Annotated in this window: 14 protein-coding genes and 2 rRNA genes; 13 read left to right on the top strand and 3 right to left on the bottom strand. The window is 44.0% G+C overall.

What is annotated here, in order from left to right:
- A 23S ribosomal RNA gene (locus PAEAM_RS04630) occupies positions 1–173 on the top strand; the annotation flags it as partial.
- A 76-nt stretch (positions 174–249) separates the two neighbouring features.
- Positions 250–366: ribosomal RNA gene (gene rrf / locus PAEAM_RS04625) — 5S ribosomal RNA — on the top strand.
- A gap of 159 nt (positions 367–525) precedes the next feature.
- Here the strand turns inward: rrf and PAEAM_RS04620 are convergent.
- Entirely contained in the window at positions 526–948 is a 423-nt protein-coding gene (locus PAEAM_RS04620; protein ID WP_100526819.1) for a hypothetical protein, read from the bottom strand.
- A 379-nt stretch (positions 949–1,327) separates the two neighbouring features.
- A complete protein-coding gene (locus PAEAM_RS04615; RefSeq protein ID WP_100526818.1) occupies positions 1,328–2,683 on the bottom strand; it encodes an MATE family efflux transporter in 1,356 nt (451 codons plus the stop codon).
- A 162-nt stretch (positions 2,684–2,845) separates the two neighbouring features.
- Between PAEAM_RS04615 and PAEAM_RS04610 the strand changes: the two genes are divergently transcribed.
- The 11 genes from PAEAM_RS04610 (at position 2,846) to PAEAM_RS04555 (ending at position 13,456) form a co-directional block, all read left to right on the top strand.
- The gene (locus PAEAM_RS04610) at positions 2,846–3,580 is read left to right on the top strand and encodes a class I SAM-dependent methyltransferase (protein ID WP_100526817.1); all 735 of its coding nucleotides are present in this window, start codon (positions 2,846–2,848) and stop codon (positions 3,578–3,580) included.
- Positions 3,581–3,809: 229 nt separating this feature from the next.
- A complete protein-coding gene (locus PAEAM_RS04605; protein ID WP_100526816.1) occupies positions 3,810–4,388 on the top strand; it encodes an RNA polymerase sigma factor in 579 nt (192 codons plus the stop codon).
- On the top strand, positions 4,385–5,668 hold the full coding sequence (locus PAEAM_RS04600) for a hypothetical protein (protein ID WP_100526815.1): 1,284 nt from the start codon (positions 4,385–4,387) through the stop codon (positions 5,666–5,668). The genes PAEAM_RS04605 and PAEAM_RS04600 overlap by 4 nt, the downstream gene beginning before the upstream one ends.
- A 58-nt stretch (positions 5,669–5,726) precedes the next feature.
- Positions 5,727–6,185 carry a 2-thiouracil desulfurase family protein gene (locus PAEAM_RS04595; protein WP_100526814.1) on the top strand — a complete coding sequence of 153 codons (459 nt, stop codon included), beginning with the start codon at positions 5,727–5,729 and terminating at the stop codon, positions 6,183–6,185.
- A gap of 196 nt (positions 6,186–6,381) precedes the next feature.
- Positions 6,382–8,127, top strand: a complete 1,746-nt coding sequence (locus tag PAEAM_RS04590) for a methyl-accepting chemotaxis protein (protein ID WP_100526813.1) — start codon at positions 6,382–6,384, stop codon at positions 8,125–8,127.
- Positions 8,128–8,338: 211 nt separating this feature from the next.
- On the top strand, positions 8,339–9,016 hold the full coding sequence (locus PAEAM_RS04585) for an NAD(P)H-dependent oxidoreductase (RefSeq protein ID WP_100526812.1): 678 nt from the start codon (positions 8,339–8,341) through the stop codon (positions 9,014–9,016).
- A gap of 158 nt (positions 9,017–9,174) precedes the next feature.
- Positions 9,175–9,618 carry a MarR family winged helix-turn-helix transcriptional regulator gene (locus tag PAEAM_RS04580; protein ID WP_347707852.1) on the top strand — a complete coding sequence of 148 codons (444 nt, stop codon included), beginning with the start codon at positions 9,175–9,177 and terminating at the stop codon, positions 9,616–9,618.
- Between the two features lie 167 nt (positions 9,619–9,785).
- Complete coding sequence (locus PAEAM_RS04575; RefSeq protein ID WP_100526810.1) at positions 9,786–10,367, top strand: NAD(P)H-dependent oxidoreductase; 582 nt, start codon at positions 9,786–9,788, stop codon at positions 10,365–10,367.
- 114 nt (positions 10,368–10,481) lie between these two features.
- The gene (locus PAEAM_RS04570) at positions 10,482–10,793 is read left to right on the top strand and encodes an ArsR/SmtB family transcription factor (RefSeq protein WP_017690814.1); all 312 of its coding nucleotides are present in this window, start codon (positions 10,482–10,484) and stop codon (positions 10,791–10,793) included.
- A gap of 159 nt (positions 10,794–10,952) precedes the next feature.
- Positions 10,953–11,987 (top strand): LLM class flavin-dependent oxidoreductase, encoded by a 1,035-nt coding sequence (locus tag PAEAM_RS04560; protein WP_051449565.1) that lies wholly within the window; start codon positions 10,953–10,955, stop codon positions 11,985–11,987.
- 308 nt (positions 11,988–12,295) lie between these two features.
- Positions 12,296–13,456, top strand: a complete 1,161-nt coding sequence (locus tag PAEAM_RS04555; protein WP_036614215.1) for an AI-2E family transporter — start codon at positions 12,296–12,298, stop codon at positions 13,454–13,456.
- 151 nt (positions 13,457–13,607) lie between these two features.
- On the opposite strand, the gene PAEAM_RS04550 is transcribed toward PAEAM_RS04555, so the two are convergent.
- Positions 13,608–13,979 carry an ArsR/SmtB family transcription factor gene (locus tag PAEAM_RS04550; protein WP_100526808.1) on the bottom strand — a complete coding sequence of 124 codons (372 nt, stop codon included), beginning with the start codon at positions 13,977–13,979 and terminating at the stop codon, positions 13,608–13,610.
- Positions 13,980–14,203: the final 224 nt, after the last annotated feature.

The following is a 14,203-nucleotide window of genomic DNA, read 5'->3' as shown; positions in this document are numbered from 1 at the left end:
GTAGCTATGTACGGACGGGATAAACGCTGAAAGCATCTAAGCGTGAAGCCCCCCTCAAGATGAGATTTCCCAGTATGTAAGACCCCTTGAAGACGACGAGGTAGATAGGCTGGGGGTGGAAGTGCAGCAATGCATGGAGCTGACCAGTACTAATCGGTCGAGGGCTTATCCAATAGCAAGTTATAATTCGCGTGTTTCGTTTCGAATCTAGTTTTCAGAGAACAACAACTCTGAAATGTAAGCTACGCGTTTGGTGGCGATGGCGGAGGGGTTCCACACGTACCCATCCCGAACACGACCGTTAAGCCCTCTAGCGCCGATGGTACTTGGACCGCAGGGTCCTGGGAGAGTAGGACGCCGCCAAGCAATAGGAAGACACACTTGATGATATCGAGTGTGTCTTTTTGTGTTACTATTTTATACATTGCATATAAAGAATTGAGTGAAAGCCGAGGGGTCTCCCCTGCGCTGTATGACATTCCATAAGTAAACAAATACAGTATGATTCCTACGACTTAGTATATTTTAATAGTGAATTTGGTAATCTCCTCCCCCACCATTAGGTGAGTACCCTACGATTTTATGGTAACCATACAAATTACTTAAAGTGATGTTTTTCGTTCTCAAGTCTGATGCGATTACTCGTCCACTTCCCTTCAAATTTCCACTCATATCAACAACATTAAATACATATTCCCCAGTCGAACGAGGAAGAAAAGAAAACGTGACATTCCCACTCAAATATATATCCGTTGAGTAACCTCCATCGAAATACTCTACTATAAGGTTTTGGGCAAAGATAGTAGCTTCTTGTTCCTGTTTTATCTGAGTATCTTGTGAAGGAATTATAGGCATAGACGTTTCATCAGCAAATACTGCTGGAACAGATGCTAGGAGCAAAGCCATGGAAGAGAGAGCTGAAATTGCAGTTTTTTGATATTTCTTCACAATCGAACATCTCCTTTTCATATATATAAGTCGGGATTGGTCATACTCGCAGTAGCTTTCCTCACAGTCATTTCCTAGGATGAAAGTGAGGGGAGGTCTGGCGCCGTATATAGTTTGACAAGACAACCATACTCCAATTAACAAATATATACAATTATATAAAGATAGTTTTATATCCTATTTTTGTTAAATATACACTTTATTCATAGATCATTCACATTTTCTATAGCTATAGTGCTCAAGCAACTGTTAATAGCAATGGACGATACGATATTTGGTTCTGATTATATTTGCTTCAAGCATAACAAAGTCCTGCCCGATCTATGTAGACCGAGCAGGACTATATCTGTTCTCTATACGTTCATTTAATCCATTATGGCTACTCAGACTGCAACGCGTTTATTCGATCCGTAAGGGATCGTTTTCTATAGTACAGGGCTATGGTTGCGAGAACCAGCATTTCGGACAGCGGTACGGCAAGCCAGACACCCGTGACACCAAAAAATGAAGGCAGGACTGCAATCAACGCAATCATGATAATCATTTCACGCGCAGCTGTAATCCAGATGGCCATTTTGGCATTACCTACAGATTGGAAATAGGTGCTCATGACAAAGTTAACACCCATAAACACATAGGCAAATGTAAATATACGTAATCCGTAGACGGCATTATCTGTTACGCCGGTACTGAAGTTTCCAAAGATTTGCACGAAATAAGGCGCACCGATCTGAACAACAACCAGTAACAACAGACCGCATGCGAGAGCTGTTTTAGTGGCTAAACGTATCGTTTGTTGTACCCGTTTAATCTGATTGGCACCGTGATAATAGCTGATCAGAGGTTGGGCAGCGGATGCCAGACCCAGGAAAGCCAACAATACAACACCATGAATATAGTTCAACACGGTAAAGGATGCTACACCATCCGTGCCTGCAATGCGGTCCATGGAGATATTGTGAGAGACAGAGAAGACCGACATGCCAAGTTCAGCCAGAAAGCTGGGGAAACCAATGAGTAGAAGGGAAGCCAGCAGTTTGTTTTTCCATTTGAACCGGGTGAACGTGAGATTATTTGTTTTTTTGAAAAAATGAGTAAACAGGACAAGTAGCGCAAGAGACGCCGATACAATTGTACCGAGGGCCACACCGCGTACACCCCATTCGAGTACATACAGTGTTATATAATTGATGATGATATTGGCTACAGCAAACGTAATCTGAGAGTACATGGATGTGTTGGGATTCCCATCGTTCCGTACAAAGATAGAGAGTGCATTCTCGATGGTGAAAACGAACCCGAACAATAACATGATATTCATATAGTCTGAAGCAAACGGGAAGGTCTCGGCGTTCGCACCGAGGGAGTATACCAGTTTGTCTTTGAATGTAAATGCAACATATCCAATGGCTACCGTAACTAACATAATGAGCATAATGGATTTGGTGAAAATTTGTTTGGCTGATGTGATATCTTTTCTACCCATAGCGTTGGAGTACAAGGTTGCCCCGCCCATACCAATCCACAGCGACATGGCAACAAAGAGCGTGTAGACAGGTGAGGCAATGCCGATCCCGGCCATTGCGGTAGAACCCAGTTTGTGTCCAACCATAATGCCGTCGATAATAAAATTAAAAGCAACTACCAGCATCCCTAATACAGAAGGCACGAGGTAACTTATAAAAGCTTTACCTACAGATTGCTCTTCCAATGGATGCGTCCAATTCGTATTCATAATGACCTCCGTTAGTAAACTGAATGTTCATTCTGTATATAATAATACTGAACGTTCGTTCTGTATGATAACACGCCATGAATTCTCTTGGCAACTTTTGCGTTTAAATATTGTTTATGTGATAGAGTAGGTGGATATTTTTAAGGCGGGAGGAATCTCTTGATGAAACAAAATAAATACGATGAAGCTGAATTTTTCGACAACTATAGTAAGATGGCTCGTTCCGTTCAAGGGCTGGATGCAGCCGGGGAGTGGCATGAACTGCAGACTCTTTTGCCTGATTTGAAGGACAAGCGTGTGCTGGATTTGGGATGTGGTTTTGGGTGGCACTGCCGGTATGCGCGAGAGCAACAAGCGAGTTCAGTGATCGGTGTAGATCTGTCTGAAAATATGCTTCAGCGTGCTCGTGAAATGACGGACGATCCGCAGATCGAGTACAAGCAGCTGGCGATTGAAGATGTTGATTTTGCACCGGCACAATTCGATGTTGTGATCAGTTCACTTGCTTTGCATTATATTGAAAGCTTAGACACGGTGTATGCTAAGATCAATGATTTTCTCGTAGAAGGGGGCACATTTGTACTATCTTCCGAACATCCCATCTTCACCGCTCGCGCTGCGCAGGATTGGCATTACGGACCCGAAGGTGAAATCCTGCACTGGCCCGTGGATGATTACCATGATGAAGGGAAACGTGTGGCGAACTTTCTGAATCAGGATGTGGTTAAATATCATCGCACACTGGCAACACATCTAAATGAACTCATTAAGGCAGGGTTTGCTATTCAAAAGGTGGCTGAATCCAAACCATCACCGGAGATGATTGAACAGGTTCCTGGCATGCGAGACGAAAATCGGAGACCGATGTTTCTGATGATTGCTGCGGTGAAAGTATAACGATGAAAATGATATGATAGACCAGAGGGCAGAAAGAAACTGAGGAAGTGGAGCGTTCGCTTAAAAGCTTTCTGATAGAGATTTCTAACTAAGCAAACTTGAAGGAATCAGCGTGTTCAGCGATGTTGAACATGCTGTTTTTTATTTTGCTACAATAATAAGAAATAATGTCCAAAACAGGGAACCAAATCACATTAGACTCAGTCATATTAAGTGAGGTGAACAACAGTTGGATGATCAATTACTGGCACAGGCTCAGACCATAGACAATTACACACTTAGCAGCATAATGGATGACTACGGAAATGACGTCTGGAATTACGCTTATTTTCTGACCAAAAGTGCCGAACAGGCAGATGAATTGTCACAGGAGGTATTTATTCGGGCGTACTCAGGGATCGCTCATTATCGTGGAGATTGCTCACTGAAAACCTGGCTATTGACGATTACTAGAAACACCACTTTTACATATCGAAAATCCAGATTTTTTCGTAACAGTCTGTGGGGAGAGACGTTACCCATTGAGACAGAGCATGGGGGTTCGAACCAAAGAGTCATGATTGCAGAGCAGCCTGCACATCCTTCGGCCGAGATGGAAGTGATGCGTAAGGAGCATATCCATGAAATCTGGGATATTGTTCTGGCGTTGCCAAAGAAGTTTCGGGAGATTCTTTTGCTGAATCTGAAGTATGAGCTTACGACGAGTGAGATTGCTGAGATGTTGAAAATCAGCTCAGGTACAGTAAAATCCAGACTTTCCCGAGGTAAGGATAAGGTACGGAAACAATGGGAGGAGCGAAGCAAATGACACACAAGGATGAGCAATGGGAGAAGGAAATCCGGAAGGGACCGTTTGCGTCGTCTCCTTTTACAGAGGATCACAAGCGAAAGGTGCTTCAACAGGTGGAGTGGATGAAGAAGTCGGAAGAGGGAAGCAAGGGAGATAGGCCAGAGAGCAGATCCAGGTCATCCAGGCCGTTTAGACCGCAAGTGAAAAATGCGTCACACAAGCGTCGCCTTAGAAGAGGGCCTCTTGTTGCCGGCACGGGCGCGTTGGTTATTGCTGCTGGATTGTTCCTATGGATCTGGGATGATGGACAGCTGGTGAAACCCGTGATCGAGCATGTCTATCCGACAGCAGCGTTACAGTTATCCGATGGTTTGAACACAAATCTGCTAACCGACAAAATGAAAAGAAATGTTGCAACTACCATGCGAGATGATCTGGGTAAACAGCTGAAAATTATGAAAGTGGAAGACTTGCCTGTGTCCGGCAGAATATATGTAGAGGCTGGAAATGAAAGTGAGAAGGAGTATGCACAGATATGGCTCGATGCGACAACAGGAAATCTGCGTGAAGTAGGAATGAGACGTGAGATGCAGCCAAGCGAGCTGGAACACCGTTATCTGCGTCAAGTTCCATCGCTTTTGCAAAGTATAGGCAGCACTCCAACGCTTAAACCTGCATCAGTCCAACGTTTTGTGAGTATGAAGCAAGGGGAATTGGAGCCGATATCACATACGACATTAGCGTTAGAGAATGAGACTGGCGATGGTTATGGGGAGATTGTATGGCAACAGGACAAGGCTGTCTCGATCACAGGCGACCTTAGACCTGATCAAGTATCCCAGGCAGCGCTGACGGATGCCAGAAACGCGATTGAGGCTCTGTCTGGTAAAGCCAATCTTGATCTGGTAAGAGCAAGCCGAAGCAAAGATGATGAACTCGGCAAGGATACAGTCTCCTTTTCCTTTAAAGATAACTACTTTGTCCAGATAACCGAAGGAAAAGCGGGCTTGGGTTATACGGTTGGGGATGCTAATCATTATGAGCAAGACTTTGCAGACTGGGAAGAAATAGAGGCTTATTATCAGGAACTATATAACATACAGGAGTCTCTTCTTAGAGGAGAAGTAGAACCTATAATTAAAAAAATATTTAAAATGGATCTTCAAGCGTATAAACTTCACCGTAATCCTGACCATCCAGGCATGGTCACATTTGAACTGGAGTCGAGCAAGGATGTTTTTCAGGTTGAATATAGGGAAGATGGACGGATCAAGATGATCACCAGAGGCGAGTTATAGGGCTGATCTTATATGTTACAATTTACTTCATAGATGGAATAAGTATAAGGAGATAGCGATGAAATATTTGGTGAGTTCATGTCTGGCAGGGGTAGCTTGCCGTTACAATGGAACAGCGAGCCTGGATGAGCAGATTCAGGAGCTGGTGGAGCAGAAGCAGGCTAAGATGGTATGTCCGGAGCTGCTTGGCGGATTCTCCACTCCACGGGAAGCGGCTGAAATTATCGGTGGCACGGGCAAGGACGTGCTGGCAGGCACTGCAAAAGTGATCGAGAAAAGCGGCAAGGATGTCACAGAGTTGTATATTAAGGGAGCCTATCAGACGCTCGAATGGGCGCGAGAAATGAATGTATCGTGTGTGGTACTGAAGGAGTTTAGTCCGTCCTGTGGTACACAGATGATCTATGATGGGAATTTTGCCAATCACAAGGTAACTGGAGAAGGTGTCACCTCAGCATTGCTGCGACAAGAAGGATATACCGTCATTTCTGAAAATGAATGGATGCAGCAACTATAGGTCGCACAGATTATCGTTTCATATTCACAGAAAAGCCGCTGGATTATATCCTGGCGGCTTTTCTGTTGTCTCCCATTACTTTTCTCATCAAATGAATAAAGTCGATTTTCCTGAAATGCTAACAAACAATATGGATACATACGATATAGATATAAGATATATAAGGCTATCTACTATTTAAAGTGGGGGAATAATCATGTCAATTCAGTCTAAGCCAAAATATAAGAAAGGAAATAAACTCAAAAATATTAAATTAACAACAACGATGGTCATCATGACTGTGATTAGTCTAATCGGCTTGTTTACTGTTTTTCTGATTGGGATTTTCGGAATGAACGAAGCAAAAACGGGACAAGGCATCCTCTATAATGACCGCTTCCAGCACCAAACCAATGTTCTTGAATTGAAAAGTAATTTCTATAATATGCGTGCCAATTATACAAAGGTCCTTGATAATGCAGAGTATACCGACAAACAGTACGATCAGGTTCAGAAAGGTAAGAAGAGTATCACGGATGGCTTGAATGAATTTTCAGCAAGAACATTGGATACCAAAGAAAAAGAGATATTTGCAGATTTGGTAGCAAAGATGGATACATATTATCAGGATATTGAGCAAATTATGGATACCAAAAAGATGTCAGGCACCTACGATAGTGAAGAGAGAGGAAGAATTAACAAAAGCAGTACAGCGATTGTGGAGACGATCACCCTTTTGAGTGCGCATAACGAAGAAGAGTCAGCCAAGCTCTATGCGGATACACAGGAAATAATTCAGCAGCGAGCATTGGTGCTCGGTTCGGTTCTTTTGTTTTCACTTGCAGCACTCATTCTTATTTCATTTGTAGTGATTCGCAGTATACGTCAACGAATGAAAGCGATCACCCGTTATTGTGAAGAAATAACGCAAGGCAACTTAACGGCATCCTTAGATCCGCGTCTAACACAGGGAAATAATGAGATAAGTGTCATCGCACGAGCTATTCGTACAATGACCGATTCCACAACAAATGTCATTCGTGGTGTAATTCAGGAATCTCATCATATCAACCAGGTTAGCGATCTTACCAACCAGAACATGGCTGGTCTGAATGAACGGATTCGTGAAGTATCAGCTACAGTTGAAGAGCTCTCGGCTGCAATGGAAGAGGCTTCAGCCCATACGGAAAATATGAATCATTCGGCTGCTGAGATGCAACAGGGAGCCGAATATATATCGGAACAGACATCTAAACAAGCAGAGTCCGCCTATGTGACCAGCACGAAGGCTGAAAAGTTGAAGCAGGAAGCCCGCGAATCGAGCCGAGCAGCCATAGACATGGTTGATCATACGAGTAAGAAGATGTCAGAAGCGCTGGAACGTGCAACTGCTGTAGATCAGATTGGTATATTATCTCAATCTATTTTGGATGTTACAGCGCAGACTAATCTGCTTGCACTCAATGCATCCATTGAAGCTGCAAGAGCTGGAGAAGCAGGCAGGGGTTTTGCGGTTGTTGCAAGCGAGATTAGAAAGTTGGCTGATGATTCCAGACAGGCTGCCGATCAAATTCAGCAGGTCACGGAAGAAGTTATGCAGTCTGTAACCAATCTGTCCTCGAATGCCAAAGAATTGCTATCCTTTATGTTCAATCAGGTTGGCAAAGATTATAAATTATTGGAGGATACAGCTGAACAGTATTATGTCGATTCCCTTGATCATGCCAATGCAGTTAAAGATCTCAATGCAACCTCACAACAAGTGACTGCAAATATCAAAATACTAGTGGGTTCCATTCACGAGATTGCATCAGCAAGTGAACAATCAGCCGCATCCAGTCAGGAAATTGCAGGACATATGGTCGCTTCTGCTGCGCAATCTGTGGAAGTAGTTAAACAATCTGATCAAGTCAAGGATAGTGCATTAAATCTGAATAAGCTGGTTCAAGATTTCAAGATTTAAAAGAAAAGAGTCATAGATAATCCACTAGGGCCATGTATGTGCCCAGTGGATTATTGCTGTCTTTCATCCAATACTTACTTTTATAAACCAAGAAACAATAATGTGCGTACTTTTAATTTATACACATAGGTCCTAAACTAATACTTGAGATGAAACCAGTTAAACATTATTGTTCAACATAAAAAAAGTTATAAAAAGGACGTGGAGCTCCATGGAAGTTACAGCAAAGTCAAAGACAAAGGAAGACATCTTAAAGGCGTATCATTTCCGGCATGCAACAAAGATATTTGATGATACCCGCAAAATCTCGGATGAGGATTTCCAATTTATATTGGAAACAGGCAGATTATCTCCAAGTTCCATTGGACTTGAACCGTGGAAGTTTCTGATTGTACAAAATCCGAACCTGCGTAAGCGTCTGTCCGAAGTCTCTTCCGGCGCGCAAAAGCAATTGGCTACAGCAAGCCATTTTGTTGTTATTTTGGCCCGGTCAGATGCCAGTTATAATTCTCCTTATGCGGAGTACATGTTGAAGGAAACAAAGGGAATGCCAAATAACGTATTTGAGATAACAAGTGAGGCTTATGGAAAGTTTCAAAGTAACCAGAAGATTCTGGATAATCCACGATCATTATTTGACTGGGCATCTAAACAAACTTATATTGCACTCGGCAACATGATGACGGCGGCAGCTCAGATCGAGATTGATTCTTGTCCGATCGAAGGTTTCAGCCGTGAGGGCGTCCACCGTATTATGGAAGAAGAGGGCTTGCTGGAAAATGGCGCATGGGGCGTCTCTATGATGGCAGCCTTCGGTTATCGGGTAGAGGAGCCCCAGCGTGAAAAGTCCCGACAATCCGTTGAGAAAATCACGCAATGGATTAACTGAATTCAGCATGAATTCAACATGAATTTAAAAACGATTATCTAAGATCTAACATAAAGATCAGGATCAAAGTAGAATCGAAACAGCCCGATATTTTCCACATGTTAGCAGGGTGGAGAGGGCTGTTTTTCTTTTCATAAAAAAAACTTGAAAATACATAGATGTCTATGTATAATGAGGTCATGCCTAAATACAACGCAATTGCACTGATTGCAAGAATCAGAGACCATGTCAACAAACGGATTGTACACGAATTGGAACAGCATGAGGTAACAGGGATTGTTCCTTCTCATGGAGATGTATTGATGTTCTTGTACCGGGAAGAGACGCTGTCAATCAAGATGTTGGCTGAACGTGTTCAACGCACGCAACCAACGGTAACGGTACTGGTCAACAAGCTGGAGAAGCTTGGCTATGTTGAACGCAACAAGAGTGCGGAAGATAGCCGGGTGACGATGATTCGCCTAACCGAACAGGGGAAGCGACTCGAACCGATCTTCCATCAGGTATCAGAGCAGATTAATGATATCATCTATAGTGGCTTGTCCGATGAACAGTCGGAGCAATTGGAGAGCTTGTTATCCATTATTGTCCGAAAGTTATAATGAATGAACTCTTCTGTCTGCAACCCTTCCAGATTTGACTGGGGTGGAGGCAGAGGAGCCCAAATATTTTTTTGCCTATATACATAGATATCTATGTATGCTGGAGCGTATCAATGTAACCCCATTTTCGCAACCTAACTCAAACCAAACCTGGAGGGATTCAAACTATGAAACATCTTATCGTATATGCTCACCCGCACACAGACAGCTTGAATAACGCAATCCTCAATACTGCTGTAGAAGCTCTCAAAGCTCAAGGACATGAAGTGGTTGTTCGTGACTTGTACAAACTTGGATTCCAACCCGTACTGACTGAAGCTGACACAGCTTCCATGCGTGCAGGACAGACACCACAGGATATCGCAACAGAGCAACAGTTTGTTACGGATGCAGAAGTTATCACATTCATCTATCCGATCTGGTGGACAGGTCTTCCTGCCATTATGAAAGGATATGTTGACCGTGTATTCGCCTATGGTTTTGCATATGCAGCAGGTGAAGCGGGAATCGAGAAATTGCTGACAGGCAAAAAAGGACTCATCATCAACACACATGGTACACCAAGTGAAATTTATGATCAGATTGGCATGACTGCTGGACTGAAATTAACTTCAGACGTAGGTATCTTCGATTTTGTAGGTATAGAAGCCGTAGATCATCTGCTCTTCGGTAGTATTGGATACCTGGATGCCCCTGCATATCAAGCCATGTTGGATCAGGTTAAACAGACGATTACAACCAAATTCTAATATAGATGTTGGTACCCTATAGGGATTCCATATGATACCAGACCGACTCGATCATGAGTCGGTTTGTTTGTTCATGTGTTTGCAAAATGGATGAAAGGGGGTATAATCGTACCCATGGAACCTATACTTATATTCAAAGCTTTATCGAACGAGACACGTAGACAAATCCTGTTGTGGCTCAAAAACCCGGAGCAACACTTCCCACCGCTGGAACTATCTCAGCATCCGGATGGTGGCAAGAACGGAATCTGTGTTGGCACGATTCAACTGAAGGCTGGACTGGCTCAGTCGGTTATATCCAGTTATCTGCTGACTATGCTCAAGGCAGGGTTGCTGCTCTCCGAGCGCAGAGGACAATGGACGTATTATCGGCGCAACGAGGAGACGATACGTCAGTTTGCCGAGTATGTACAGAACGAGTTATAAGCCGGATGCCGGAACGGAAGCTAGGATGCATATGCAGGCAGGGATTCCGTCCGGATGTAAACGGCTAGTTTATGAACACATCACCATATCCAGTTGTGATTTAATTAATCTATATATCTGGATATACAAAAATATAATCATCGAGGAGATTAAACGATAATGACTACTGAAAATACGGCTTCATCCCATAAAGAACATATTAATGACGTTAAGCTTTCCATCCTGGATCTGGCTCCCGTCGTTGTGGGTGCAACACCTGCTGATGCTTTGCGCAACAGTCTCGATCTGGCACAGCATGCTGAGCGTTGGGGGTATCACCGTTACTGGGTAGCTGAACATCATAACATGCCGGGTATTGCTTCATCCGCAACTTCGGTTGTTATTGGATATCTGGCTGGTGGAACCAAAACGATTCGTCTGGGTTCAGGAGGCATCATGTTGCCCAACCATGCACCGCTTGTCATCGCTGAGCAGTTCGGCACATTGGAATCCTTGTATCCTGGCAGAATTGACCTAGGACTGGGTCGCGCACCAGGTAGTGACCGCCGTACATCACTTGCGCTACGCAAAGATCTGAACAGTGGGGAAGATTTCCCTGAGCTGTTGGCAGAACTTAGAGCATACTTTGATGCTTCGGCGACATCTTATCATGCACCTGTTCGCGCAGTTCCTGGAGAAGGATTGAATATTCCAATTTACCTCTTGGGTTCCAGTGATTTCAGTGCACGTCTGGCAGGTCAGCTGGGATTGCCGTTTGCTTTTGCCAGCCACTTCTCGCCCGATTATACCCGGATCGCATTAGAGACGTATCGAAACAACTTCCAACCATCTGATAGCTTGAAGGAGCCACATGTGATTGTTGGTGTTAACGCCGTTGTTGCGGATACAGACGAGGAAGCAGCATGGCTGGGTACAACGATGCAACAGCAGTTCCTGAACATTATTCGCGGCACAACGGGATTGGTACAGCCTCCGGCAGAGATGGAAGGCAAATGGACGGATCGTGAGAAAGCTGGTGTGGAGCAGACGCTGAAGGCAGCTGTTAATGGTTCACCAGAAACCGTACGTGGACAGTTGGAATCTTTCATTCGGCAGACGCAGGCAGATGAGCTGATTATTACGTCGATGATCTATGATCATAAGGCACGGCTGCACTCCTATGAGTTAATCGCACAATTGGCGGGGAAAGCTTAATCTTCATTTTTCAGCGTAAAAGCTGGATTAATGGTAGGGTATAGCTATAAATTTACGGTTCGTCTCCCAGTGAGGCGAGCCGTTTTTGAATAGGGAGAATTTGCAAATGATTCGTGTGGGGCAGAAGACTCATTTTGGGGTAAAATGACTTTACCGGTTTAATTTGAAACGGTTAATCAGCACCATACGTATAAATCCAGAGTGTTATACATATGTTGGCTTGTACAAGGTATTTTTTCGTGTGTGGGCATTTATTTAGCTTTATAGTTTAGTTTTGATTAAGGGTCATAAGAGAGGACGACACGCCTATGGAGCAACCTGAGCAACCCCGCGTTTGGCCGGAGCGGTTCAAGCGATTTTTTCTTAACAACAAGTTTGTCCTATTTCTGCTAATTCTGCTGTTGGTGGGACTGAACGTGATGGTTCTGACCAAAGTATCCTTTGTTCTTCATCCGCTCGCAGTACTCATCAAAACCATTGTGTTACCTATTATTCTGTCAGGCATACTCTACTATCTGCTTAATCCGATTGTGGATGTGATGGAGCGGTGGAAAATTAAGCGCGGCTGGTCCATTCTAATCCTGTATCTTGCGATTGGAGGCATTCTGACCGTCGTAGTGCTGGCAGTCATTCCGGTTGTGCGTAACCAGATTGTGGGGCTGATTGAAAATTTCCCAACCTACAGTGAGACGGTAAAACAGCAGTTTGAGGAGCTTACGGGCAGTAAATTGTTCGGTCAGTTCCAGGAAACGGTGAATCTGAATTCGCAGGACTGGTGGGGAACAATCTCCCAAAAGGCTACTGAAATTCTGAACTCGACCTGGACCAAATTGGGCGGATTCCTCGGAGCTTTCACTGAGACCGTGCTGTCTATCGTAACGGTTCCATTCATTCTGTTCTATCTGCTGAAAGACGGCAAGAAGCTGCCAGCGAAAATTCTGTCTTTCCTGCCGATCAAGAGCCGTACGGGCGCAATGCATGTGCTGGAAGACATCAATCACCAGATCAGTTCATTCATTCGTGGACAGATTATCGTCAGCTTCTGCATCGGTATTCTGCTCTACATCGGTTATATGGTCATTGGTCTGGATTATGCATTGATTCTTGCAATTATCGCATCGTTCACAAGTGTTGTTCCGTATCTGGGACCTGCAATTGCGATTACACCAGCATTGATCGTGGCACTCGTCACTTCTCCGGTGATGCTGCTGAAAATGGTTGCCGTATGGACGATCGTACAGTTAATTGAAGGTAAATTCATCTCACCACAGATCATGGGTAAAACGCTGAAAATCCATCCTATCACGATTATCTTTGTCATTCTGACTTCGGGTAATCTGTTTGGAGTCGTGGGCATTCTGCTCGCTGTTCCAGGATACGCGGTGCTCAAAGTATGTGTATCACATATCTTCAACTGGTTTAAGGACAGATCGGGCCTGTACGACCCGAACAAGAACAATCTTTTATAACCGAAGTGGCAAGCTCCAAGAGATAGTTAATCAGAAGATTTAGTCACTTTGTATCCTGTATAAAACGGTACCCTTACCAAGAAGAACCCCCGTCCATCGGCATACAGCCGAGAGGCGGGGGTTCTTCTGCATGAACAAGCTTGGCTGCTGCCTAGCTGTGTTTAATATGTTGGAGCGTTTGCAGGAAAATCTGCTCAATATGAGTATCATCCAGAGAGTAGTACACGGTCTTACCTTCCTTGCGCCGCTTGACGATCCGCATGTTGCGGAGTGAACGCAGCTGGTGTGAAATGGCCGACTGTCCCATGTCGAGCAGAACCGTCAGGTCATGAACACATAATTCCTTCTGTAACAGCGCATCAATAATACGTAGACGTGTGGGGTCGCTGAATGCCTTGAACCAATCTGCCATCTCGGAAGACGTCTCCCGATCTATGAGTGAAGTGCGAATCGTCTGCACGTCGGCTTCAGTACCTGAGCAGGCTGCATCACATTCGCTTGGTGCTTTAACCGGTTGTTCCATTTCCTATCACCGCCTATGTTAACTCAACATTTGCATAATTCGATTTAACCATTTGGTAAGTACAACAACTAGACGAATAAAACCATTTCGATCTAATTGTTGTTGATTGGAATTCACTGGTTCGGATTTATGCAAAAGTTTAACTATAGCTCTATTATATCCAAAACCCGCCTAAAGCGAAATGATTACTATTAGCATAATCTGTATGAAAAATCAACAACGAT

The sequence above is a fragment of the Paenibacillus sp. GM1FR genome (genome assembly GCF_002803315.1).
GTDB lineage: Bacteria > Bacillota > Bacilli > Paenibacillales > Paenibacillaceae > Paenibacillus > Paenibacillus amylolyticus.
This window is presented reverse-complemented; position numbering and strand designations above follow the sequence as displayed.

Coding starts and splice junctions, on each gene's coding strand:
- PAEAM_RS04615 (WP_100526818.1), bottom strand. CDS start 2,683: ATGAATACGAATTGGACGCATCCATTGGAAGAGCAATCTGTAGGTAAA.
- PAEAM_RS04610 (WP_100526817.1), top strand. CDS start 2,846: ATGAAACAAAATAAATACGATGAAGCTGAATTTTTCGACAACTATAGT.
- PAEAM_RS04600 (WP_100526815.1), top strand. CDS start 4,385: ATGACACACAAGGATGAGCAATGGGAGAAGGAAATCCGGAAGGGACCG.
- PAEAM_RS04595 (WP_100526814.1), top strand. CDS start 5,727: ATGAAATATTTGGTGAGTTCATGTCTGGCAGGGGTAGCTTGCCGTTAC.
- PAEAM_RS04590 (WP_100526813.1), top strand. CDS start 6,382: ATGTCAATTCAGTCTAAGCCAAAATATAAGAAAGGAAATAAACTCAAA.
- PAEAM_RS04585 (WP_100526812.1), top strand. CDS start 8,339: ATGGAAGTTACAGCAAAGTCAAAGACAAAGGAAGACATCTTAAAGGCG.
- PAEAM_RS04580 (WP_347707852.1), top strand. CDS start 9,175: ATGTCTATGTATAATGAGGTCATGCCTAAATACAACGCAATTGCACTG.
- PAEAM_RS04575 (WP_100526810.1), top strand. CDS start 9,786: ATGAAACATCTTATCGTATATGCTCACCCGCACACAGACAGCTTGAAT.
- PAEAM_RS04570 (WP_017690814.1), top strand. CDS start 10,482: ATGGAACCTATACTTATATTCAAAGCTTTATCGAACGAGACACGTAGA.
- PAEAM_RS04560 (WP_051449565.1), top strand. CDS start 10,953: ATGACTACTGAAAATACGGCTTCATCCCATAAAGAACATATTAATGAC.
- PAEAM_RS04555 (WP_036614215.1), top strand. CDS start 12,296: ATGGAGCAACCTGAGCAACCCCGCGTTTGGCCGGAGCGGTTCAAGCGA.
- PAEAM_RS04550 (WP_100526808.1), bottom strand. CDS start 13,979: ATGGAACAACCGGTTAAAGCACCAAGCGAATGTGATGCAGCCTGCTCA.